Below are 21659 nucleotides of genomic sequence, written 5' to 3' on the forward strand. Positions count from 1 at the left end.
TGACCGGTACCGATCAGACGCTGAGGCGCTCGTCGTCCATTTCGTCCGGTACGCGTCGGAGCCGTTCAGAAACCGAGCTTGCGCAACTGCTTCGGATCGCGCTGCCAGTCCTTGGCCACCCGGACATGCAGATCGAGATAGACGCGGCTGCCCAACAGCTCCTCGATCTGCCGCCGGGCCGCAGTGCCCACCGCCTTCAGCCGAGCGCCACGGTGCCCGATCACGATCGCCTTCTGGCTCGACCGCTCGACGTACACGTCGGCGAAGATCTTCATCAGACGGCCCTCGGGGAACATCTCCTCGACCACCACGGCGATGGAGTGCGGCAGCTCGTCGCGTACGCCCTCCAGTGCCGCCTCCCGGATCAGCTCGGCGACCAGCACCTGCTCCGGGTCCTCGGTGAGCATGTCGTCCGGATAGAGCTGAGGAGACTCGGGGAGATACCCCGTCATCACCTCGACCAGGGTGTCCACCTGGTGTCCGGAGACCGCGCTGACCGGCACCACCGCCGCGAACTCGCCCAGCTCGCTGACAGCCAGCAACTGCTCGGCCAGCCGCTTCTTGTCGACCAGGTCGGTCTTGGTGACCACCGCCAGCACGGTCGCCTTCAACTCGGCCAACTCCCCGGTGATGAACCGGTCACCACGACCGACCGGCTCGTCCGCCGGGATGCACAGGCCGATCACGTCGACCTCGCTCCAGGTCTGCCGCACCAGATCGTTGAGCCGCTCCCCCAGCAACGTCCGGGGTCGGTGCAGACCCGGCGTGTCGACCAGCACCAGCTGCGAGTCCGGCCGGTGCAGCACCGCGCGGATGACGTGCCGGGTGGTCTGCGGCTTGTTCGAGGTGATGGCGATCTTCTGGCCGACGATCGCGTTGGTCAACGTGGACTTGCCGGCGTTCGGCCGCCCCACGAAACACGCGAACCCGGCCCGGTAGTCCCGCTCGCCCGGACCGGCGTCCCTCGCGCTCATGCCCGCACTCCGCTCGCTCATGCCGGCACTCCGACGTGGTCGCGGCTCATGCGGTCACCGTGCCGAGGACCGTGCCGTCGGGGGCGGCGAGGTGCACCGGGGCGTCGGCGGCCAGGTCGCGTACGGCCGCGTAGCCGGCGCCGTCCAGGGTGGACGCCTCGGTCACCACCACGGCGGCCTCCAGCCGCGTGGCGCCCGCCGCAGCCGCCGAGGCGACCGCCAACTGGAGCGCGGTGATCGTCAACGAGGGCAGCGACACGCTCGCCGCCGCGTACGTGCGACCGTCCTGGTCCCGGACGGCCGCGCCCTCCACGGCACCCACCCGACCCCGGGCACCCCGGGCGAGGATGACCAGCTTGCCGTCCTCGGCGCTCAGTTCGGCCTCGGCGGGCAGGGCGGTCGGCACGGCGGGTGACTCAGGCATCGGCGGGCAGCCTCTCCTCGGATCGGTCGGTGTCGCCCCGGGAGGCCGTCGCCTCGCCACCCGGGTTCTCCTGCGTGTCGGACGGCTCGACCCGGTGCACCAGCACCGTGTCGATCCGGTTGCGGCGGCCGGTGGTGCCCTCGGCGATCAGCCGGAGGCCGGACACCTCCGCCTCGGCGCCGGGGATCGGCACCCGGCCGAGAGACTGGGCGAGCAGACCGCCCACCGTCTCGACCTCGTCGTGCGGCAGCTCGGTGTCGAACAACTCGCCGAGCGCCTCCACCGGCAGCCGGGCGGTGACCCGCACCGCGCCGTCCGGCAACTGCTCGATCGGCGGGCGCTCGACGTCGTACTCGTCGGTGATCTCCCCGACGATCTCTTCGAGGATGTCCTCGATGGTGACCAGACCACCGGTGCCGCCGTACTCGTCGACCACGATGACCAGGTGGTTGCGGGCGGCCTGCATCTCGGAGAGCAGGTCGTCGACGGGCTTGGACTCCGGCACGAAGGTCGCCGGCCGCATCAGCTCGGCGACCGGAAGCTGCCGGTCCTCGGCGGCCCCGCCCTGGGTACGCCGGATCAGGTCCTTGAGATAGAGGATGCCGAGCACGTCGTCGACGCTCTCGCCGATCACCGGGATCCGGGAGAACCCGGAGCGCAGGAACAACACGAGCGCCTGGGACAGGTTCTTGCCCGACTCGATCCACACCATCTCGGTCCGGGGCACCATAACCTCGCGGGCGATGGTGTCGCCGAGCGCGAAGACCGAGTGGATCATCTGCCGCTCGCCGTGCTCCACCACGCCCCGCTGCTCCGCGAGGTCGACCAGTTCACGCAGCTCGACCTGGGTGGCGAACGGTCCCTCGCGGAAACCGCGCCCGGGCGTCACCGCGTTGCCGATCAGGATCAGCAGCGACGCCAGCGGGTTGAGCACCCGGCCCAGCCAGCGCACCAGCGGCGCGGCCGAGCGACCCACCGCGTACGCGTGCTGCCGGCCGAGGGTACGCGGACCGACACCGACCACCACGAAGCTGACCACGGTCATCGCCCCGGCGGTGACCAGTGCCGCCCGCCAGCCCGCGCCGAAGGTGTCCACCGCGACCAGCGCCACCAGCGTGGTGGCGGTCAGCTCGGCGAGCAGCCGGAGCAGCAGCAGGAGGTTGAGGTGCCGGACCACGTCACCTGCGACCGCCTGGAGCGTACGGGCTCCCCGGGCTCCGTCACGGGCCAGTTCGGCGGCGCGGGCCGGGGAGACCGCGGCCAGGGCGGCCTCGGTCATCGCGATCAGGCCGGCGAGCACCACCAGCCCGGCAGCGAAGACGAGCAGTTGCAGATCGGGTAGGCCGGTGGTGGGCGCGGCCAGCACAGTGTCCATCACCGGGAGCGGGTCGACCGCCAGCTGGACAGCAGCCGGGCCTGGAGCCCGAACATCTCCCGCTCCTCCTCCGGCTCCGCGTGGTCGTAGCCGAGCAGGTGCAGCACGCCGTGCACGGTGAGCAGGTGCAGCTCGTCGGCGGCACCGTGCCCGGCGGTCGCGGCCTGTTTCGCCGCCACCTCCGGGCAGAGCACGATGTCACCGAGCAGGGCCGGCTCGCCACCGGCGGCGGCGTTCTCCCCCGGCCCGTGGTCGACACTGCCCTCGTCCATGGGGAACGCGAGCACGTCGGTCGGACCGTCGCCGCCCATCCAGCGATGGTTCAGCTCGGTCATGTAGTCGATGTCGACCAGCAGCACGGAGAGTTCGGCGAGGGGGTTGACCCCCATCTCGTCGAGCGCGTGCCGGGCGACGGCGAGCACGGCGTCGGTGTCGACCTCGACACCGGACTCGTTGGCGATCTCGATGGACAACTGTCTTCCCTCGGTCTAGCGGCGCCGGCCGGCGCGGTTGCCCTGGGCAGTGCGCCCGGCCACCGCGTGCACGCCCTGGGCCTGCTGGTTCTCGCGCTCGGCGTCCCACCGGGCGTACGCGTCGACGATCTCACCGACCAGTCGGTGTCGCACCACGTCGGCGCTGGAGAGCTGCGCGAAGTGCACGTCCGGCACGCCTTCCAGGATCTCCCGGACCACGCGCAGCCCGCTGGTGGTCCCGCCGGGCAGGTCCACCTGGGTGACGTCACCGGTCACCACGATCTTGGAACCGAACCCGAGCCGGGTGAGGAACATCTTCATCTGCTCGGGCGTGGTGTTCTGCGCCTCGTCGAGAATGATGAACGCGTCGTTGAGCGTGTTGTGGGTGACCAGGAACTCGTCGGTGACGTAGAGCGAGTCCTCCGCTGCCACCTGGATGCACATCGTCTCCTGCACCCCGGCCGGGATGATCGAGTCGATGAACCGCATCGGGCGGCCACCACCGTGCTCCTCGTAGCGCTGACGCTTCCGGGCCAGCCGGAAGGGTGGGACACCCTCGGGTAGACGGATCTCCACCACGTAGGCGTCGGCCCGATGGGCGACCGAGCGGCCGTTCGCCAGGCCGGGTTTCCGACCCTCCGCCGCTCGGACGCCCCACGTGGCGACACCGCCCAACGACTGGACGAGGTAGACGACGTCGTCCCGTAGTCGGGGAGAGGTCGTCGAATACTGCACGCGGCAGGTGCGTCCCGCCTGCGTCGAGGGCCCACCGTCGGTGTCGAGCAGCCCCTGCAGGACGGCCAGGCGGACGTCGACGCTGTTGTGCTTGTAGACGTCCGGCACGAACTTGGTCCGCGACCTGGCCCCGGCCAGACCCAGCTCCCGGAGCGCGACGGTCACCGGGTTGGCCACGATCACCCCGCCGCGGTGCCCGTGCACGTGCCGGAGCACGTAGTCGTACTCGCTCTTGCGAACGAGTTCGATGTCGGTGAGCGTTTCCTCGATCGCGTGGGCGAGCTCCGGGTCCGCGGTGCAGAAACCCGGCGTCGTCCGGCACGAGATGGAGCCGTCCCCGAGCAGCAGACCGAGCACGTACGGATCGAGCGGAACGTCCTGCGGCTCCAGGTGCACGGGCGCGACGACCGGAAGCTCGTAGCGCCGGGTGTGACCCCGCCACTCCTGGCCGACCATCTCCTGGGTCTCGAGGGTGCGCCGAAGGCCGCGCCGTTTGTCCTCCGGCGTGGCGACGGTCCAGAGGTGTTCGCCACAGCACAGGGTGGACGCCCCGTCCTGGGTGGTGACCCGGTAGACCTTCTTGAGCCCCTGCGGGTAGATCCCGATCACCGGCGTGGGCGTCCCGTCCGACCCGATGACCAGATCGCCGATCCGGAGCGATCCGAACGGTTTGAAGCCCTCCGGCGTCAGGACCCGCGCGTCGTACGGCTGTGCCCTACCTCGCATGTATGCCAGCGGGGCGACCTCGATGGTGCCCGCCGCCATCAGCTTCGGAATGGTCTCCGGGTCCAGCATGTCGTGCAGCGCGTCGTAGAGCGGGCGCAGGTAGGGGTCGATCTTCTCGTTGAGCGTGCCGGGCAGGAAGCCCAGCCGCTCCCCCGCCTCGACCGCCGGTCGGGTCAGGATGATCCGGTTGACCTGCTTGGCCTGCAACGCCTGGACCGCCTTCGCCATGGCGAGGTAGGTCTTGCCGGTGCCGGCCGGGCCGATGCCGAAGACGATGGTGTGCGCGTCGATCGCGTCGACGTAGCGCTTCTGCCCGAGCGTCTTGGGGCGGATGGTCCGCCCGCGCCGGGACAGGATGTTGAGCGTCAGGACCTCTGCGGGCCGCTCCGCGCCGCCCTGTTCGAGCATGCCGACGGTACGCCGGACGGCGTCTGTGGTCAGGATCTCGCCTTTCTCGATCAGTTCGAGGAGTTCGCTGAAGATCCGCTCGGCGAGGGCGTTGTCGGCGGGAGCACCGGTGATCGTGATCTCGTTGCCGCGTACGTGCACGTCACTGTTCACGGAGCGCTCGACCAGTCGCAGGATCTCGTCACCCGCGCCGAGGAGGTTGACCATGATCTTCGAGTCGGGGACCGTGATCTTGGTCTGCACCCGGGGCGGGTCGGGAGGTGGGGTGCCGGTCATAGGTCGGGCCGAGGGGCCCTGCGCCACCTGCTCTCGATCTCGGCGCCGGGCCTGCTGCCACGGCGTGCGGACGTTGACTCCATCGTATCGTTTCCCCGCCGGGGACACGCCGCCCATTTACCTCGGGGCGGCCGGTCGCGACCCTCTGGTGCGCCTGCCCACCCCGGCGCGGACCGGTGACCGCAACGGGATCCGACGACTGGCGCACAAGTAGACAAAAGAGTCAGCCGTCGGCCCGGAAGTCGTACCCGTCGAAGGTCTCCTGCCGTCGGGTGAACCGGTAGGTCGCCCAGTGCATCCGGACCACCTCGCCGGCGGAGTCCCGGGTCAGCCGGAGCAGTTCGCCGACCTCCCGGCCGGAGACCGTCCGGAACACGTCCGGCTGCTCCGGCACCGGCGCGAAGACCGCCGGCGGCCTCTCCGTCGGGTCACCGGCGCCCCGCGCTTGCAGGGCACCGTCGTGCCAGCCGAAGACGTACTCGAAACCCTCGCCCCACCAGCGGCCGAGCAGCCCTCGCAGGTGCTCCGGGGCCGGCGTGCCCGGCCGCCACGGCACGATGTCGGCCGGGTCGTGCTCGACCGAGGCGGCGAGCAGCCGGTGCGGCAGTTCCAGCAGGTCCACGGCGGTACCGGAGGAACCCAGCACGGCGGCGCCGAACGCGGCGGGCGCCCCCTCGCCGCCCCGCCGGCCGTACACCCCGGCCAGGAACCCGGGCATCGCCCCGTCGTGCCCGACGTGCACCACCCGCTGTCCCTGCGGCACCAGGATCAGGCCCAGGCCGAAGCCACCCGACCACGTCGTCTCGTCGGTGACCGTCACCGGCCAGCGCATCTCCTCCAGCGTGGCCGGCGCGAGCACCTTGCCGGTCGGGTCCAGCGCCCCCGGGTCGGCCAGGAACGCGGCCCACCGGGCCATGTCACCGGCGGTGCTCCACAACTGCGCGGCCGGCCCGACCGCGCCGAAGTCGGTCGGCGGCTCCGGGCGCGCCTCGTCGGAGTACGCGTCCACCAGGAACCCGGTCGCCGCGCGGGGCCCCGGGTCGGCGGTGGTCGCGGTCAGCCCCAGCGGAGTGAGTACCCGCTCGGTCAGCACCTCGGCCCAGGTCCCGCACCGCACCCGGCCGACCAGCCGGCCCAGCAGCGCCATGCCCAGGTTCGAGTAGTGGTAGCGGCGACCCGGCGGCAGCACCCGCTCCGCCCGGGCCAGCTCGGCGACCAGCCGGTCGGCGTCCGGCGCCCGCAACGTGTCCCAGACGTCGCCGTACGGCTCCCGTTGCAGGCCGGCGGTGTGCGACAGCAACCGGCGCACGGTCAGCTCGCCGTGCGCCGGCAGGTCCAGGTGCCGGTCCAGCGGGTCGTCGAGGTCGAGCAGGCCGTCGTCGCGGCACTGGAGGGTGAGCACGGCGGTGAACGTCTTGGTCACCGACCCGATCCGGAACCGGGTGTCCTCGTCCAGCGCGGTGTCGTTGCCGGTGCCGCCGACCACGCACGTCCACAGCGGGCGGTCCGCCCGGTGCACCGCCGCCGCCACGGCCGGCACCCGTCCCCGCGCCTGGACCTCCCGGACCATCCGGTCGAGTCGACCAGTGGCGGCTGTGGTCACGCCACGCTCCGGGCCAGCATCGGCCCGAGCGGCGCACCACCCAACAGGTGCGCGTGCACGTGGAAGACCTCCTGACCGCCGTACGCCCCGGTGTTGAACATCAGCCGGAAGCCGTCCCCGAGCAGCCCCTCGTCCTCGGCCACCGCGGCGGCCGTGGCCAGCACCTCACCGGCCAGCGCCGGATCGCCGGCGGCCAGGGTGGCCACGTCGGCGTAGTGCTCCTTGGGGATGACGAGGACGTGCACCGGCGCCTTCGGGTCGATGTCGCGGAAGGCGAGCGTGGTGGGGGTCTCGCGGACCACGGTGGCCGGGATCTCCCCGGCGACGATCCGGCAGAACAGGCAGTCAGGAGTACTCACCGGGGCAGTGTAAGGAAGGGCCCCCTACTAACGCCTCGTGTATAGGAAGGGTCCCTTCCTTACATCTGGGCGGGTGCGGCAGGATGGCGCGCATGTCGGGGCGGGCGGTACTGGTCACGGGTGGGTCACGCGGCATCGGACGGGCGGTGGTCACGGCGTTCGCCGCCTCCGGCGACCGGGTGGCGATCCACCACCGCGACTCGGCAGACCTGGCCGAGGCGCTGCGGGCCGCGCTTCCCGGCGACGGCCATCTGGTGGTCCGCGCCGACCTGGCCGACCCCGACGCGGTACGGGCGATGGTGGACGAGGCGGCGGAACGACTCGGCGGGCTCGACGTACTCGTCAACAACGCCGGGGTGTTCGGCCCGGCCGATCCACCGCACCCGGTCTTCGAGAGCAGCTACGAGCAGTGGCAGAGACGGTGGCGCGAGATTCTCGACACCAACCTGCTCGGTGCCGCCAACGCCGCCTGGTGCGCGGCCCAGCACATGCGCTCGGGCGGCGGGCGCATCGTCAACGTCTCGTCGCGCGGCGCGTTCCGAGGCGAGCCTGCCAACCCGGCGTACGGGGCCAGCAAGGCCGGGCTCAACGCGATGGCCCAGTCGCTTGCGGTGGCCCTGGCGCCGTACGGCATCGCGGTCGCCACGGTCGCGCCCGGTTTCGTGGCGACCGACATGACCAACGAGCACCTGAAGTCGCCGCGCGGCGACGCGGTCCGGGCACAGAGCCCGTTCGACCGGGTGGCCCGCCCCGAGGAGATCGCGGCGGCGGTGCACTGGTTGGCCAGCCCCGAGGCGGAGTGGGCCTCCGGCACCATCGTGGACCTCAACGGCGCCTCCTACCTGCGCACCTAGAGATCCCCGGCCGGAGAGCGCCGCGTCCGGCCGCAAACCGTTGCGTCCGTTGAAGCAGAGCAAAGGAGCCGAGGTGCATTACCCCGGCCCGGCCACGACCCGTCGGGCAGGGCGTACCGGCCTCGCCGCGCGGGCGTGGCCGGTGACGGTCACCAGCGCAGCAGTCGGGTGGCGAGCACGGCCAGCGCGGCCACCCCGGCCGTGGAGGTACGCAGCACCGACGGGCCGAGCCGGACCGGACGCGCGCCGGCCTCCTGGAAGGCCGCCAGCTCGGCCGGAGTGATGCCGCCTTCCGGGCCGACCACCAGCACGATCTCGCCCCGGTCGGGCAACTCGACGGTGGTCAGCCGGTCGCTCGCCTCCTCGTGCAGCACATAGCCGGCGGCGGCACCGGCGATCCGGCGGGCCACCGACGTGCCGGACTCGTCCGGGGCACCGGCGACCACCGGCAGCCACGCCCGACGGGCCTGCTTCGCCGCCTCCCGGGCGGTCGCCACCCACTTGGCCCGGGCCCGGACGCCTCGTTCGCCGCGCCACTGCACCACCGAGCGGGACGCCGCCCAGGGGACGATCTCGTCCACGCCCGTCTCGGTCATCGCCTGCACGGCCAGCTCGCCCCGGTCGCCCTTGGCGATGCCCTGCACCACCACCAGTCGCGGGTGCGCCGCGTCGACGTACCCGCGAGCGGTGATGTCCAGGTCGAGGGTGCCCCGGCCGACGGCGGTGACCACCGCCTCGGCGGTGCCGCCCCGACCGTCGGCGAGCAGTAGCTCCTCGCCGACCCGGAGCCGCTGCACGGTGGCCGCGTGGTGGCCCTCAGGCCCGTCGAGCACCGTCGAGTCGGTGGTGGGCAGCGACTCGACCAGGAAGAGCGGAGCGGACACCTCAGGCGTGGCCGTTGAAGGCGTCGCGCATCCGGGAGAAGAACCCGCCCTGCTTGCTGAGCTCGGCGACCTCCTCGCCCCGGGTCACGGCGAACTCCCGCAACATCCGCTCCTGGTCGGCGTCGAGCTTGGTCGGGGTACGCACGTCGAGGTGGACGTAGAGGTCGCCCCGACCGGCACCGCGCAGGTGCGGTACGCCCCGGGCCCGTAGCCGCAGCGTGCTGCCCGGCTGGGTGCCCGGCTTCACGTCGACCGGCTCCTCGCTGTCCAGCGTCTTGATGGTCAGCCGGGTGCCGAGCGCGGCGGCGGTCATCGGCACGGTGACCCGGCAGTGCAGGTCGTCGCCCTTGCGGGAGAAGACGTCGTGCGGCCGCTCGTGGATCTCCACGTAGAGGTCACCGGCGGTGCCGCCACCCGGGCCGACCTCGCCCTGCTGCGCCAGGCGGATCCGCATCCCGTCCTCGACGCCGGCCGGGATCTTCACGGTCAGCGAGCGGCGGGTGCGGACCCGGCCGTCACCGGCGCAGGTGGGGCAGGGGTGCGGGATGGTCGTGCCGTAGCCCTGGCAGACCGTGCACGGCCGGGCGGAGACCACCTGGCCGAGGAAGGTGCGCTGCACCGACTGCACCTCGCCCCGACCACCGCACGCCTCGCAGGTGGCCAGGTGGGTGCCGGCGGCGGTACCGGCCCCGGTGCAGGTGGTGCAGAGCACGGCGGTGTCGACCGTGATCGGTGCCTCGACCCCGAAGGCGGTCTCCTGCAGGTCCAGTTCGAGCCGCAGGATCGCGTCGGCCCCGGGCCGGGTACGCGGTCGCGGGCCACGCCCGGCGCCGGTGGCCCCGCCGAAGAAGGCGTCCATGATGTCCTGGAAGCCGACGAAGGGTCCGGCGCCACCGGGGCCGCCCGGCCCACCGGCACCGCCGCCGCCCGGGGCGAGCGGGTCGCCACCGAGGTCGACGATCTGCCGTTTCCGGTCGTCGGACAACACCTCGTACGCGGCGTTGATGTCCTTGAACTTCTCCTGGGCCTCCGGGTCCGGATTCACGTCCGGGTGGAACTGGCGCGCCAGCTTGCGGTAGGCGCGCTTGATCTCGTCGTCGGAGGCCCCTCGGCTCACGCCGAGAATGCCGTAGTAGTCCCTGGCCACTGGGTTCCGTGTCCTCGTGTTCGTCTCGCGTTACGCCGGTCGGTGGCGGCAGCCTGCCGTCGGCCCTGACTGGTCAGTTCTGGGCCAGCAGCTCGCCCACGTAGCGTGCCACGGCCCTCACCGTGGCGATTGTTCCGGGGTAGTCCATCCGGGTCGGACCCAGCACGCCCATCCCCCCGACGATGGTCGCGCCCGGGCCGTATCCGGTGCTGACCACGGACGCCGCCCGTAGGTTGTCGATCTGGTTCTCGTCGCCGATGCGGACCCGCAGCGTGCTCGGCTCGACCTCGCCGATGAGTTTGAGCAGCACCACCTCCTCCTCGAGCGCTTCGAGGATGGGGCGCAGCGACCCCTGGAAGTCGAGCAGGCCGCCCCGGGCCAGGTTGGCGGTGCCGGCCAGGGCGAGCCGCTCCTCGTGCCGTTCGACGAGGGTCTCCAGCAGGACGGTGGAGAGCGTGGTCATGGCCGCCCGCAGGTGCGGCGCGCACTCGTCGATGAGTGTCTGCACCAGCGGTGGCGTGTCGGACAGGCGGGTGCCGACCAGCTTCTCGTTGACGAGTCGGCGCAGGTCCAGGACGTCGTCGGCGGGGACCGGCGCGGGCAGTTCGACCAGCCGCTGCTCGACCCGGCCGGTGTCGGCGATCATCACCAGCGTCAGCCGGGTGGTGGAGATCGGCACGAGTTCCAGGTGCCGGACGGTGGAGCGGGCCAGGCTCGGGTACTGCACCACGGCGACCTGACGGGTGAGTTGCGCGAGCAGGCGTACGGTGCGGTGCACCACGTCGTCGAGGTCCACCGCGCCGACCAGGAACCGTTCGATCGCCCGCCGTTCGGCGGGGCTGAGCGGCTTGACCCGACTGAGCCGGTCGACGAAGAGGCGGTAGCCACGGTCGGTGGGCACCCGCCCGGCACTCGTGTGCGGCTGGCGGATGTAGCCCTCCTCCTCCAGCACGGCCATGTCGTTGCGGACCGTGGCGGGGGACACACCGAGTTGGTGCCGTTCGACGAGGGCCTTGCTGCCGACCGGCTCCTGGGTGGCGACGTAGTCCTCGACGATCGCCCGGAGCACGGCGAGTTTCCGGTCGTCGAGACCCATCCTCCCCACCTCCTGTCGCAGGTCAGCCCGGAGCGCCCGGAGTGCCAGAGGAACACTCTGGCACTCGACTGTAGCGAGTGCCAGTCTACGTCGGCGTTCCCGTGCCCGCGATGATCAAGACTTCCCGGATGTCCGGAAACCGATCGGCGGGTTGACACTCCCCGGTGTCGCTATGGTGCGCCGTTGCCGCTGGCACCTACCGTGACCACATGACTGAACCACCTCGTCCTCCAGGATCCGGCGACGACCCCACGTCCCCACTGTCGGGCTCGTCGGGCCAGCCCGGCTATCCCCCGCCCGGCGGCTATCCGCCGCCCACCGGCGACCAGCCCCCGTCGCCCGGCGGCTACGGCACTCCGGGTGACTACCCCCCGCCCGGCGGCTACCCGCCGCCCGGCGGTTATCCCCCGCCGGGTGAGTACCCCCCGCCGGGCGGCGCGCCCGGTGTCGGGTACCCGACGGGCGGTTACGGTCCCCCCGGCGGCGGCTACGCCAGCAACGAGGACAAGACCTGGACCCTGATCGCCCACTTCGGCGGCCCGCTCGGGGTGGTCGTGGGCGGCGGTCTGCTGGGCTGGGTCGCGCCGCTGATCGCGATGATGACCCGGGGGCAGCAGAGCCCGGTGGTCCGGGCGCACTCGGTGGCCGCCCTGAACTTCCAGCTCACCTGGGCCATCGCCGGGCTGCTCAGCTGGGTGCTCACCGCGATCACCTGCGGGCTGCTGTTCTTCGTGCCGTTCCTGGTCTGGATCGTGCCGGTGATCTTCGGGATCATCGCCGGGGTCAAGGCCAACGAGGGCGCCCTCTACCGGTACCCGATGACCTACGCCTTCGTGAAGCGCTGATCTCGGCTTCGTGAAGCCCTGACCTCGGGGACGGCGGTCAGGGCAGCAGGTCCCGCACCACGGCGTCGGCGAGCAGCCGGCCGCGCACCGTGAGAACGGCGCGGCCGGCCGCGTGGGCGGGCGCGGCGAGCAGTCCCTGCGCCACCGCCTGCGCGGCAGCGGCCCGACCGGCGTCGTCGAGGACGTCCAGCGGCAGCCCGGACGCGAGCCGCAGCCGGAGCATGACGTCCTCCATGTGCGCCTCGCCGTCGGTGAGCACCTCCCGGGCCGACCCGGGAGACTCACCGGCGGCCAGCCGCCTCGCGTACTCGCGGGGGTGTTTGACGTTCCACCAGCGCACGCCACCGACGTGGCTGTGCGCCCCCGGGCCGAGGCCCCACCAGTCGCCGCCGGTCCAGTACAGCAGGTTGTGCCGACACCGGGCGGCCGGCGTCCGCGCCCAGTTGGACACCTCGTACCAGGAGAAACCGGCCGCGCCGAGGGCGGCCTCGGCGGCCAGGTACCGCTCCGCGGCGACGTCGTCGTCCGGGTACGGCAACTCGCCGCGACGCATCCGCGCGGCCAGCCGGGTGCCGTCCTCGACGATCAGGGCGTACGCGCTGACGTGGTCGACGCCCGCCGCCACCACCTGGGCCAACGACTCGGCGAAGTCCTCCGCCCGCTCCCCCGGCGTCCCGTAGATCAGGTCCAGGTTGACGTGCGCGAAACCGGCGTCACGCGCCTCCAGTGCGGCGGCCGGTGCGCGACCGGCCCGGTGCCGACGGTCGAGCACGGCGAGCACCCCGGGCGTGGCCGACTGCATGCCGAGCGAGATCCGGGTGTAGCCGGCGGCCCGCAGCTCCTTGAGCGAGACGGGGTCGACCGACTCCGGGTTGGCCTCGGTGGTCACCTCGACGTCGGGAGCCAGCCCCCAGGTGCGGTCGATCGCGTCGAGGATGCGGGCCAGGTCGTCGGCGGGCAGCAGGGTGGGGGTACCGCCGCCGACGAAGACCGTCTCCACCCGGCCCGGTGGTGTCCCGTCCAGCACCCGCGCGGCCAGCGCCAGCTCGGCGAGCACCGTGTCGGCGTACCCCTCGCGACTCGCGCCGCCGCCGAGTTCCTCCGCGGTGTACGTGTTGAAGTCGCAGTAGCCGCAGCGGCTGGCGCAGAACGGCACGTGCACGTACACCCCGAAGCCCCGCTGCCCTACGTGGGCGCGGGCGGAGGCGGGCAGCGACCCGTCGACGGGTACGGGTTCGCCTGCTGGAAGGAGGCCGGGCATGGCCACTAGTGTGCCCTCACATGACCTCTCCCGACGCGTTCGTGCGGGTCGCCACGGCCCGCGGGGTGACCACCCTCACCCTGGACAGTCCGCACAACCGCAACGCGCTCTCCACCCCGTTGATGACCGAGCTGCTGGCCGGGCTGGCCGCCGCGGTCGCCGACGACGCGGTCCGGGTGATCGTGCTGGACCACACCGGCCCGGTCTTCTGTTCCGGGGCGGACCTGAAGGAGACGGCGGCGGCGTACGCCAGCGGGACGGTCCCCGCCGGGATGCTGGGTGACGTGCTCGCGGCGGTCCGGGAGTGCCCGAAGCCGGTGCTGGCCCGGGTGGCCGGTCCCGCACGGGCCGGCGGCCTGGGCCTGATCGCCGCGGCCGACCTGGCGGTCTGCGCGGCGGAGGCCACCTTCGCCTTCACCGAGGTACGGATCGGGGTGATCCCGGCGGTGATCTCGGCGACGGTGCTGCCCCGGCTGCTGCCCCGGGCGGCGGCCGAGCTGTACCTCACCGGGGACACCTTCGACGGCCGGCGGGCCGCCGAGATCGGCCTGGTCACCGCTGCGGTGCCCGGCGACGAGCTGGACGCCACGGTGCGGCGCTACCTCGACTCGCTGGTGCGCGGCGCGCCGACGGCGCTGGCCGGCGCGAAGGACCTGCTGCACCGCCCGGCCGGCACCGACCTGCGCGCCGAGCTGGCGGAGCTGTCCGCGCTCTCCACCGGCTACTTCCTCTCCGGCGACGGCATCGAGGGGGTCACCGCGTTCCGGGAGAAGCGCCCACCCCGCTGGGTCGCCGAACTCGACAGGTGAGGACTGGCTGCCCCGGGGAACCTCATAGGGCACCGGCGACGGGGGAAACCGGTCGGAGCGCCCGTTCCGTTCGACGCGGGACGTACGCTTGGCGGACCTTGATACCGGGAGGTGTGGGTGCGGACTCGGGCAGTCGTGACGGGTTTCGTGGTCCTCGTGCTGATCGCCGCGATCGGGATCGTCCTCGGGCTGCGGCAGGTCGGTGAGCAGTTGCGGCTGCCGTTCGCCGGTCGGGCGTGCACGGTGCAGGCCGACGGCGAGGTGACGCTGGACTCGCAGCAGATGGCGAACGCGGCGACGATCGCGGCCATCGGTGCCCAGCGCGAGATGCCGGAGCGGGCGGTGGTGGTGGCGCTGGCCACCGCGTACCAGGAGTCCGGTCTGCGCAACCTGGCCGGCGGCGACCGCGACTCGGTGGGGCTGTTCCAGCAGCGGCCGAGCCAGGGCTGGGGCACGCCGGAGCAGATCGGCGACCCCCGGTACGCGGCCCGGAAGTTCTACGCGGCGCTGAAGAAGGTGCGCGGCTGGGAGGACATGCGGGTCACCGACGCCGCCCAGAAGGTGCAGCGTTCCGCCTTCCCGGAGGCGTACGAGAAGTGGGCCGAAGAGTCGGAGGTGCTGACCCGGGCGCTGCTCGGTGACGCCACCACGGCGGTCACCTGCACGGTCGGGGGCGACCCGGTGCTGCGCGGCGCGGCGGCGATCGCGAAGCTTGCCGAGGGGCTGACGCTCGACTGGGGGGTGAGCGACTTCGTGGAGAGTCCCGCCGGTCTGACGACGTCCGCCGACGGTGAGCGCGCCGGCTGGCGGTACGCGCACTGGATGGTCTCGCACGCCAAGGAGCACGGGGTGAAGCGGGTGACCTTCGACGGCCGGGAGTGGACCGCCAAGCGGGGCACCTGGAAGCAGCTGCCGGAACGGGAGCGCGAAGACTCGCAGGTCTCCGCCGAGGTCCACGCCGACGTCTGAAAGACCCCGATCTCCTTACCCGCAGTCACCGCGAAATCCGGCTATTCGCCCGTAGCGCCCACCCGGTGCGACACATCGTGACCCCTTGTGGTCGATCCGCGCCCCTGGGTCGCGATGACGATGAGATCGCCCCGGGGCACTCCCGGAGGCGTGTCGACGGGAGTTACGATCGGCGGCCTGTGCCAGAAATGGTTTCACCTCTTGGGGAGGGGTACGACGTGGCTTTCGACTACGGCGACCGGACCGGCTACGAACCGATCAGCGACGTCGATCGCAAGGAGTTCCACGAGCAGGGCTTCCTCCTGCTGCGCAACGTCCTGACCGAGGACCACCGGGCCGCTCTCGAGGCCGCGGTCGACCGGGTGTACGAGGAGGAGAAGGCCAAGGGCAAGACCACCAAGGACGGCACCCTGCACCTGCTGGGCTTCCTCGAGCGCGACGAGCTCTTCGGTGACCTGCTCACCCACCCGATCGCCTTCCCGTACATGTGGGGCCTGGCCGGGTGGAACATCTACTCGCACCACAACCACCTCGACGTCACCCCGCCGGCTGCGGAGCCGGAGAAGCCGTACTGGGGGTGGCACCAGGACGGGTACCGGCAGAACTCCGACCCGGAGACGATGGACCCGAACCTGCCCCGGCCGATGTTCTCGCTGAAGGTCGCCTACGTGCTCTCCGACCTCTCGGAGAACGGTCGCGGCGCGACCAAGGTGATCCCGGGCAGCCACCTGTGGAACTCGCTGCCCCGTCCGGCGGACACCACGGTGCACAACCCGGACCCGGAGGGCACCGTCGAGATCACCGCCAAGCCGGGCGACGCGTTCATCTTCGACCGCCGCCAGTGGCACTCGCGGTCGACGAACCTGTCGACGATCACCCGCAAGATGCTCTTCGTGGGCTACACCTACCGGTGGATCCGCCCGCTGGACGAGCTGCACATCGACCAGAACGGCGAGTGGTGGAACAACCGCACGCCGGTGCAGCGCCAGCTCTGCGGTGAGGGCACCCACACCGCGAACTACTGGGGCATCAACTGGGACGGCTACATCGACGACGAGATCCCGCTGCGCAAGGAGCTCAAGGAGCGCGGTCAGCTCAACCGCAACATCCCCTGGCTCCGCTGACCTGATGTGTAAGGAAGGGTCCCCTGCTAACGCCTCGTGCATAGCAGGGGACCCTTCCTAACATCCAGGCAGCGCGCGCGGCGCGTCCGGCGGCGCGCGGCACGCCCGGCAGCGCGCGGCACGCCCGGCAGCGCGCGGCACGCCCGGCAGCGCGCGGCACGCCCGGCAGCGCGCGGCACGCCCGGCGGGGCTCAGCCGGTGGGCGTACGCAGCCGCCGGTGCACCTTGGCGCGGGTCGACTCGGGCAGGTCCTCGGCGTCCAGCAGCCGGGGCAGCAGTGCGGGTTCCAGGCTCAGCGCCCGGAACACCTCACCGATGGTGACCCCGTGCGTCGGCCGGTGCACCACCTCGACCGGATCGCCGGCGCCCACCGTGCCCGCCCGCAGCACCCGCAGGTACGCCCCGGGCGCCGCGCGTACGGTGAACCGCTTGATGAGGTCCGGTTCGCCCCAGAACCCGGCGAACGTCCGGCACGGCGTACGCGGCTTGGTGACCTGCAACAGCGCGGACCCGATCGCCCACTGCTCCCCGATCACCGCGCCGGTCACGTCGACCCCGAGCGTGCTCAGGTTCTCGCCGAAGCGTCCCGGTGGCACGGGCCGGCCCAACTCCGCCTCCCACCACTGCGCGTCGGCCGTGGCGTACGCGTACACCGCCTGGTCGGGACCGCCGTGGTGGGCCCGTTCGGCGATGAAGTCACCGACCACCTCGTCGGCGCGTACGGTCACCCGCCCGGCGGCCGGCCGCTTGTCGATGCCGCTGCGCCCGCTGGCGTCACCGGCCCACTCCGCCTCGGTGATCACCGCGAGGTTCACCGAGATCAGTTTCGCCGTCATACCGGCCAGCGTACGACCGGCTCAGCCCTTGACCGCGCCGGCCACCAGGCCGGAGACCATCCGCCGTTGCACCAGCAGGAAGAAGACGATCACCGGCAGGGTGAACAGGGTGGAGGCGGCCATCACCGGTCCCCAGGCGGTCTCGTCGCGCCCGAAGAAGAAGGTCATCGCCACCGGCAACGTGTAGCGGTCCTGCCGGTTGACGAAGGTCAACGCGAAGATCAGCTCGTTCCAGGCGGTGATGAAGGAGAAGATGCTCGTCGCGACCAGACCCGGCGCCACCAGCGGGAACAGGATCCGGCGGAAGATCTGCGCGCGGTTGGCGCCGTCGATGGCCGCGGCCTCCTCCAGTTCCTTGGGTACGGCCGCGACGAAGCCGCGCAGCATCCAGATCGCGAACGGCAGCGAGAAGCCGAGGTAGGTGAGGATCAGGCTGGGCAGGGTGTTGTAGAGGCCGAGCCGCTGGATCATCAGGAACAGCGGGATGACCAGCGCCTCCAGCGGGATCATCTGCACCACCAGCAGCATGATCAGGAAGCTGGTCCGGAGGGTGAAGCGGAACCGGGCCACGGCGGTGGCGGCGAGCAGTGCCACCAGGCCGCTCAGCAGCACCGTGGTCACCGCGACGAGCAGGCTGTTGAGGAAGAAGTCGGTGTAGCTGACCCCGGGGATCAGGTTTCCGGTGAGGATCTGGCGGTAGTGCGCCAGCGTCGGCTCGGCCGGGAGCGGGCGCGGGGTGCTGGCGAAGATCTCACTGCTCGGCTTGAGCGAGGTGGTGATCATCCAGTAGACCGGGAAGGCGGCGAAGACCGCCACCAGCAGGCCGGCGCCGTTGAGGGCGATCCGTCGGGCGGTACGGCTGCGCCGCCCACCGCCTCGGCTCTGCCGACCGGCAGTGGTGGGACGCGCCTCGGTGCCCTCGGGGGTGCGTCCGGTCCTCGCCGCGTCGGCCGTCACGCCTGCTCCTCCTGCCTGAGCACCATCCGCACGTACACGCCGGTGACGACCAGCAGGATCAGCGTGAGGATCACCGCGACCGCCGCGCCGAGGCCGTACTTGGGCGGGGGTGAGAACGCCTCGGCGTACGAGTAGACGGAGAGCATGAAGGTCGGTCGGTCCTGGGTGCCGCCGGCGAGCACGTAGTACTGGGTGAAGACCTTGAAGTCCCAGATCGTGGAGAGCACCATCAGGATGCCGAAGACCGGCCGCAGCAACGGCACGGTGACCTGCCAGAACACCCGCCACGGCCCGGCACCGTCGACCCGGGCCGCCTCGTGTAGCTCGCTCGGCACGCTCTTGAGGCCGGCCAGCACGCTGACCGCCACGAACGGGAAGGAGTGCCAGACCACCACCAGCGTGAGGATCGCGAAGAACAGCAGCGGGGAGTTGAACCAGCCGTACCCGGTCCAGTCGGTGCGGCCGAAGATCGTCTGCGAGAGCCCGTCCGGCAGGGCGTTGAAGGCCCAGGTGACCAGCCCGCTGGTGTCGTTGAAGATCCACTTCCAGACGATGGTGCCGGTCAGTGCGGGGGTGGCCCAGGCGAGCATCACGCAACCGGCCACGAACGCCGCCATCCGCCGGCCCAACCGGTGGAGCAGCAGCCCGACCAGGGTGCCGAGGACCATCGTCAGCGCCACGTTGGCCGCGGCGAACAGGACCGTGTTGCGCAGCACGGTCCAGAAGAACGGGTCACCGAGGATCTGGGCGTAGTTGCCCAGCCCGACCCAGGGCCAGTCCCGGTCGCCGCGTACCTGGCGGACGTTGTCCAGCCGGTGGAAGGACATCACCACCACCTGGCCGAGCGGCCAGAGCAGCAGGACGCCGATGACCACCAGGCAGGGCAGCAACAGCAGGTACGGCAGGCGGTCCACTCGGCGGCGCCGCCGCACGGGGGTCTCCCGTGCGGCAGCGGCCTCCGGTGTCTCGGTCAGCGTGGTCACTTGGCGTTGAGGATGCTTTCCATCTCCGCGGCCGCGTCGGCGGTGGCCTGTTCGACCGTCTTCTGACCCTTCATGACCGAGCTGTTCATCGCCTGGGTCACCGTCTTGGTCCGGCTGACCTCGACCCACCTGGGGGTGAGCGGCGTGAGCTTGGTGTTCCGCATCGTGGTCGCGAACGCCGCCATGATCTTGTCATTCGCGTACCGGTCGCCGCCCACCAGGTCGGAGTAGACCGGGAAGAAGCCGAGGCTGTCCGCGAACTTTTGGGCGTTCTTCTTGTTCAGCAGGACGGTGAGGTAGTCCCAGGCGAGGTCCTGACGCTGGCTGTCCTGCCAGACCGCCAGGTCGGAACCACCGGCGAAGGCGGGTGCGGGCCGCCCGTCCGGGCCCGGGATGGGGAAGGTACCCCAGACCTTCTCGATCTCCGGGTTGTCCTTGGCGATCGCGCCCTGCTGCCAACTCCCGGCGAACGCCATCGCCGCTTTGCCGGTGGCGAACTGGGTCCGCGCGTCGATCTCGTTCCAGCCGGCGGCGGCCGGTGGGGCGACCTTGTGGACGGTCACCAGGTCGGTCCAGAACCTCACCGCCTGTTGTGCCTGCGGCGAGGTCAGGCCGGAGGTCCAGGCGTCGCCCTGCCGGGTGGCGATCTCGCCGCCGGCGCCCCAGAGGAACGAGTAGAACGGCAGCTCGGAGTTGCCGGGCAGGGCGATGCCGTACGTGCCGGGCTTGACGGCTTGCACCGCCTTCGCCGCCGTCACCAGCTCGTCCCAGGTCGTCGGCGGTTGCACGCCGGCCTCGGCGAACCAGTCGGTGCGGTAGTAGATGCCCCGGACTCCGGCGTACCAGGGCACGCTGTACTGCCGTCCGTCGAGCTGGGCGTTGCGCACCAGGTCAGGCAGGATGTCCTTGCCCTCGGCCCAGCCGTTCATCCGGTCGGTCACGTCGGCGAGGGCCTCCTGCGCCGCCCAGCCCTGCGTCTCGGTGTTGCCCAGCTCGGTGATGTCGGGGCCTTCGCCACCGGCGAGCGCGGCCTGGAACTTCGTGGGCGCCTCCAGCCAGGGGACGTACTGCACGACCACGTCGGTGTCCGGGTGCATGGTGCGGAACTCGGTCTCCACGGCGTCGAGGAACGCGGTCTGCGCCTCGCTACCCTCGCCCATCATCCAGACCGTCAGCCGGCTGGGGTCGGCCGCGTCGTCGCCGGAGCCACCGCAGCCGGCCAGCACCATGGCGGTCGTGGCCACCACGGCGGTGACCGGGACCAGCCGTTTCCACCTGTTCACGCGACACCCCTCCCGCCTGGCATTTACCTTCCGCGTCGCACCCTAATACGAAGAATTCCTTTACAACAGTGGGCGGACCCGCCGGTGTCGCGGGGCAGAGCGGTGAGGGCGCCGTACGCCACCGGCAAACCGGGGCGTACGACAACGAAAGGCGCCCGACCTCGACGGTCGGGCGCCTTTCGTCAGTGAACTGTTACCGGGTGACACCCCGGCGGCCGCGGCCCACCCCTGCGACCAGCGCCACCGCGACGGCGGCCAGCAGGACCTGGAGCATCAGCTCCCGCCAGTCGATACCGGCGGTCTCGGCGAAGCCCGAAGCGCGGGCGATGACCGTGCCGAGCAGAGCCGCACCGACACCGATCAGCATGTGCAGCCAGATCGGCATCGGCTGCCGGCCCGGCACCACCAGGCGCCCCAGCGCGCCGATGATCAGACCGACGATCAGCGCGGTGATGATGCCCCAGACGGTGAACTCCATGGTCGTTCTCCTTCACAAAAGACTTCCCACGGTATTCGTGGTTTTCTGTCGTCGAGAGAGCTAATTCCCGACCCCGCCGAACCCCAAACCGAGTTTCTGCGCCCAGACGGCACGAGATCACCCAGAAGTGCGGTTCACGCAGCTCGGGAAGGGCGATCCGCCGGACGAGATCCGGCACGGCCCGGGGGCCGACCACAGCGGGCGCGGCCGCCGGTGCAAGGAAGGGTCCCCTGCTAACGCCTCGTGTATAGCAGGGGACCCTTCCTTACCTCCGGGAGTCGGGGTGCCGCCGACAGACGCCAGCGGGCGCCCGGCCGGATGGCCGAGCGCCCGCGAGGCGTATGGGGGTGTTACCGGTGGCTGACACCACGGCGACGACCGCCGACCCCGGCCACCACGGCCACGGCGATCGCTGCCACCGCGACCTGCACCAGGAGCTCGCCCCAGTCGATGCCGGCGGTGGACGTCGCGATGCCCGCGGCCCGGGCGAGAACGGTGCCCAGCAGCGCGGCGCCGACGCCGATGACCATGTGCAGCCAGATCGGCATGTCCTGCCGGCCCGGGACCACGAGGCGGCCCAGCGCGCCGATGATCAGACCCACGAACAGTGCGGTGATGATGCCCCAGACGGTGAGCTCCATGGTGGCCCTCCTCAAGCAGAAGATGTCAATCGGCGGGTTTTCTGTCGGGCGACTCAGTTCCCTCGACGCCGAATTCCCAAACCGATCGGAGCACCACCGGACGGCATCCCGGCCATGTCGCCTGTCGATACCGCCACCA

21 protein-coding genes and 3 pseudogenes are annotated in these 21659 nt (G+C 71.5%); 5 read left to right on the forward strand and 19 right to left on the reverse strand.

From position 1 onward, the window contains the following. Positions 1 to 65: 65 nt before the first annotated feature. The 9 genes and pseudogenes from era to ACFYTT_RS29135 form a co-directional block, all read right to left on the reverse strand. Positions 66 to 974 (reverse strand): GTPase Era, encoded by a 909-nt coding sequence (gene era / locus ACFYTT_RS29095; protein WP_357218666.1) that lies wholly within the window; start codon positions 972 to 974, stop codon positions 66 to 68. A gap of 46 nt (positions 975 to 1020) precedes the next feature. Next, a complete protein-coding gene (locus ACFYTT_RS29100; protein WP_131053822.1) occupies positions 1021 to 1398 on the reverse strand; it encodes a cytidine deaminase in 378 nt (125 codons plus the stop codon). Beyond that, positions 1391 to 2797 (reverse strand): hemolysin family protein, encoded by a 1407-nt coding sequence (locus tag ACFYTT_RS29105; RefSeq protein WP_387264050.1) that lies wholly within the window; start codon positions 2795 to 2797, stop codon positions 1391 to 1393. Before ACFYTT_RS29105 ends, ACFYTT_RS29100 begins: the two co-directional genes overlap by 8 nt. Then, positions 2773 to 3246, reverse strand: coding sequence for an rRNA maturation RNase YbeY (ybeY, locus tag ACFYTT_RS29110; protein ID WP_131053820.1), 474 nt, complete (start codon positions 3244 to 3246; stop codon positions 2773 to 2775). Before ybeY ends, ACFYTT_RS29105 begins: the two co-directional genes overlap by 25 nt. Positions 3247 to 3261: 15 nt before the next feature. Next, positions 3262 to 3624, reverse strand: a pseudogene (locus ACFYTT_RS29115) (PhoH family protein); the annotation flags it as partial. Between the two features lie 282 nt (positions 3625 to 3906). Beyond that, a pseudogene (locus ACFYTT_RS29120) lies at positions 3907 to 4437 on the reverse strand (LAGLIDADG family homing endonuclease); the annotation flags it as partial. A gap of 102 nt (positions 4438 to 4539) precedes the next feature. Then, positions 4540 to 5391, reverse strand: a pseudogene (locus ACFYTT_RS29125) (PhoH family protein); the annotation flags it as partial. Positions 5392 to 5614: 223 nt separating this feature from the next. Then, positions 5615 to 6961 carry a serine hydrolase domain-containing protein gene (locus tag ACFYTT_RS29130; RefSeq protein WP_387264052.1) on the reverse strand — a complete coding sequence of 449 codons (1347 nt, stop codon included), beginning with the start codon at positions 6959 to 6961 and terminating at the stop codon, positions 5615 to 5617. 29 nt (positions 6962 to 6990) lie between these two features. After that, complete coding sequence (locus ACFYTT_RS29135; RefSeq protein ID WP_176095306.1) at positions 6991 to 7353, reverse strand: histidine triad nucleotide-binding protein; 363 nt, start codon at positions 7351 to 7353, stop codon at positions 6991 to 6993. 92 nt (positions 7354 to 7445) lie between these two features. Here ACFYTT_RS29135 and ACFYTT_RS29140 point away from each other — a divergent pair, with 92 nt between their 5' ends. Next, complete coding sequence (locus tag ACFYTT_RS29140; RefSeq protein WP_131053816.1) at positions 7446 to 8207, forward strand: SDR family NAD(P)-dependent oxidoreductase; 762 nt, start codon at positions 7446 to 7448, stop codon at positions 8205 to 8207. A gap of 149 nt (positions 8208 to 8356) precedes the next feature. Here the strand turns inward: ACFYTT_RS29140 and ACFYTT_RS29145 are convergent, their stop codons facing one another. From ACFYTT_RS29145 to hrcA, 3 genes are all read right to left on the reverse strand, one after another. After that, positions 8357 to 9091, reverse strand: coding sequence for a 16S rRNA (uracil(1498)-N(3))-methyltransferase (locus ACFYTT_RS29145; protein WP_131053815.1), 735 nt, complete (start codon positions 9089 to 9091; stop codon positions 8357 to 8359). A gap of 1 nt (position 9092) precedes the next feature. Next, positions 9093 to 10238 carry a molecular chaperone DnaJ gene (gene dnaJ / locus ACFYTT_RS29150; RefSeq protein ID WP_131053814.1) on the reverse strand — a complete coding sequence of 382 codons (1146 nt, stop codon included), beginning with the start codon at positions 10236 to 10238 and terminating at the stop codon, positions 9093 to 9095. Positions 10239 to 10311: 73 nt separating this feature from the next. Beyond that, positions 10312 to 11334 (reverse strand): heat-inducible transcriptional repressor HrcA, encoded by a 1023-nt coding sequence (gene hrcA / locus ACFYTT_RS29155; protein WP_131053813.1) that lies wholly within the window; start codon positions 11332 to 11334, stop codon positions 10312 to 10314. Between the two features lie 209 nt (positions 11335 to 11543). Here hrcA and ACFYTT_RS29160 point away from each other — a divergent pair, with 209 nt between their 5' ends. Continuing rightward, complete coding sequence (locus ACFYTT_RS29160; RefSeq protein ID WP_176095308.1) at positions 11544 to 12179, forward strand: DUF4870 domain-containing protein; 636 nt, start codon at positions 11544 to 11546, stop codon at positions 12177 to 12179. 37 nt (positions 12180 to 12216) lie between these two features. Here ACFYTT_RS29160 and hemW read toward each other — a convergent pair whose 3' ends face one another. Then, positions 12217 to 13440 carry a radical SAM family heme chaperone HemW gene (hemW, locus tag ACFYTT_RS29165; RefSeq protein ID WP_176095309.1) on the reverse strand — a complete coding sequence of 408 codons (1224 nt, stop codon included), beginning with the start codon at positions 13438 to 13440 and terminating at the stop codon, positions 12217 to 12219. Positions 13441 to 13460: 20 nt separating this feature from the next. Between hemW and ACFYTT_RS29170 the strand changes: the two genes are divergently transcribed. The 3 genes from ACFYTT_RS29170 (at position 13461) to ACFYTT_RS29180 (ending at position 16342) form a co-directional block, all read left to right on the forward strand. Continuing rightward, positions 13461 to 14249 (forward strand): enoyl-CoA hydratase-related protein, encoded by a 789-nt coding sequence (locus ACFYTT_RS29170; RefSeq protein WP_131054643.1) that lies wholly within the window; start codon positions 13461 to 13463, stop codon positions 14247 to 14249. 111 nt (positions 14250 to 14360) lie between these two features. Further along, positions 14361 to 15218: a hypothetical protein gene (locus ACFYTT_RS29175; RefSeq protein ID WP_387263988.1), complete on the forward strand. Its 858-nt coding sequence runs from the start codon at positions 14361 to 14363 to the stop codon at positions 15216 to 15218. Positions 15219 to 15436: 218 nt separating this feature from the next. Beyond that, positions 15437 to 16342, forward strand: a complete 906-nt coding sequence (locus tag ACFYTT_RS29180) for a phytanoyl-CoA dioxygenase family protein (protein ID WP_236145865.1) — start codon at positions 15437 to 15439, stop codon at positions 16340 to 16342. Positions 16343 to 16533: 191 nt separating this feature from the next. Here ACFYTT_RS29180 and ACFYTT_RS29185 read toward each other — a convergent pair whose 3' ends face one another. The 6 genes from ACFYTT_RS29185 to ACFYTT_RS29210 form a co-directional block, all read right to left on the reverse strand. Next, complete coding sequence (locus tag ACFYTT_RS29185; RefSeq protein WP_387263991.1) at positions 16534 to 17178, reverse strand: MOSC domain-containing protein; 645 nt, start codon at positions 17176 to 17178, stop codon at positions 16534 to 16536. Between the two features lie 21 nt (positions 17179 to 17199). Further along, on the reverse strand, positions 17200 to 18021 hold the full coding sequence (locus ACFYTT_RS29190; protein ID WP_131054650.1) for a carbohydrate ABC transporter permease: 822 nt from the start codon (positions 18019 to 18021) through the stop codon (positions 17200 to 17202). A 110-nt stretch (positions 18022 to 18131) separates the two neighbouring features. Next, positions 18132 to 19118 (reverse strand): carbohydrate ABC transporter permease, encoded by a 987-nt coding sequence (locus tag ACFYTT_RS29195; RefSeq protein ID WP_387263994.1) that lies wholly within the window; start codon positions 19116 to 19118, stop codon positions 18132 to 18134. Continuing rightward, positions 19115 to 20401 carry a sugar ABC transporter substrate-binding protein gene (locus tag ACFYTT_RS29200; protein WP_387263997.1) on the reverse strand — a complete coding sequence of 429 codons (1287 nt, stop codon included), beginning with the start codon at positions 20399 to 20401 and terminating at the stop codon, positions 19115 to 19117. The genes ACFYTT_RS29195 and ACFYTT_RS29200 overlap by 4 nt, the downstream gene beginning before the upstream one ends. A 193-nt stretch (positions 20402 to 20594) precedes the next feature. Beyond that, on the reverse strand, positions 20595 to 20879 hold the full coding sequence (locus ACFYTT_RS29205; RefSeq protein WP_131054649.1) for a GlsB/YeaQ/YmgE family stress response membrane protein: 285 nt from the start codon (positions 20877 to 20879) through the stop codon (positions 20595 to 20597). 350 nt (positions 20880 to 21229) lie between these two features. Then, complete coding sequence (locus tag ACFYTT_RS29210) at positions 21230 to 21520, reverse strand: GlsB/YeaQ/YmgE family stress response membrane protein (RefSeq protein WP_131053407.1); 291 nt, start codon at positions 21518 to 21520, stop codon at positions 21230 to 21232. Positions 21521 to 21659: the final 139 nt, after the last annotated feature.

Origin of the sequence: Micromonospora sp. NPDC003816 (genome assembly GCF_042874705.1) — a bacterium.
In the GTDB taxonomy this organism is placed as follows: Bacteria; Actinomycetota; Actinomycetes; order Mycobacteriales; family Micromonosporaceae; genus Micromonospora.

What these genes read in the sequence shown, in the direction of transcription:
- ACFYTT_RS29100 (WP_131053822.1), bottom strand. Translation starts at nt 1,398, where the DNA reads ATGCCTGAGTCACCCGCCGTGCCGACCGCCCTGCCCGCCGAGGCCGAA.
- ACFYTT_RS29210 (WP_131053407.1), bottom strand. Translation starts at nt 21,520, where the DNA reads ATGGAGCTCACCGTCTGGGGCATCATCACCGCACTGTTCGTGGGTCTG.
- ACFYTT_RS29160 (WP_176095308.1), top strand. Translation starts at nt 11,544, where the DNA reads ATGACTGAACCACCTCGTCCTCCAGGATCCGGCGACGACCCCACGTCC.
- ACFYTT_RS29185 (WP_387263991.1), bottom strand. Translation starts at nt 17,178, where the DNA reads ATGACGGCGAAACTGATCTCGGTGAACCTCGCGGTGATCACCGAGGCG.
- ACFYTT_RS29170 (WP_131054643.1), top strand. Translation starts at nt 13,461, where the DNA reads ATGACCTCTCCCGACGCGTTCGTGCGGGTCGCCACGGCCCGCGGGGTG.
- hemW (WP_176095309.1), bottom strand. Translation starts at nt 13,440, where the DNA reads ATGCCCGGCCTCCTTCCAGCAGGCGAACCCGTACCCGTCGACGGGTCG.
- hrcA (WP_131053813.1), bottom strand. Translation starts at nt 11,334, where the DNA reads ATGGGTCTCGACGACCGGAAACTCGCCGTGCTCCGGGCGATCGTCGAG.
- ACFYTT_RS29205 (WP_131054649.1), bottom strand. Translation starts at nt 20,879, where the DNA reads ATGGAGTTCACCGTCTGGGGCATCATCACCGCGCTGATCGTCGGTCTG.
- ACFYTT_RS29130 (WP_387264052.1), bottom strand. Translation starts at nt 6,961, where the DNA reads ATGGTCCGGGAGGTCCAGGCGCGGGGACGGGTGCCGGCCGTGGCGGCG.
- ACFYTT_RS29140 (WP_131053816.1), top strand. Translation starts at nt 7,446, where the DNA reads ATGTCGGGGCGGGCGGTACTGGTCACGGGTGGGTCACGCGGCATCGGA.
- era (WP_357218666.1), bottom strand. Translation starts at nt 974, where the DNA reads ATGAGCGCGAGGGACGCCGGTCCGGGCGAGCGGGACTACCGGGCCGGG.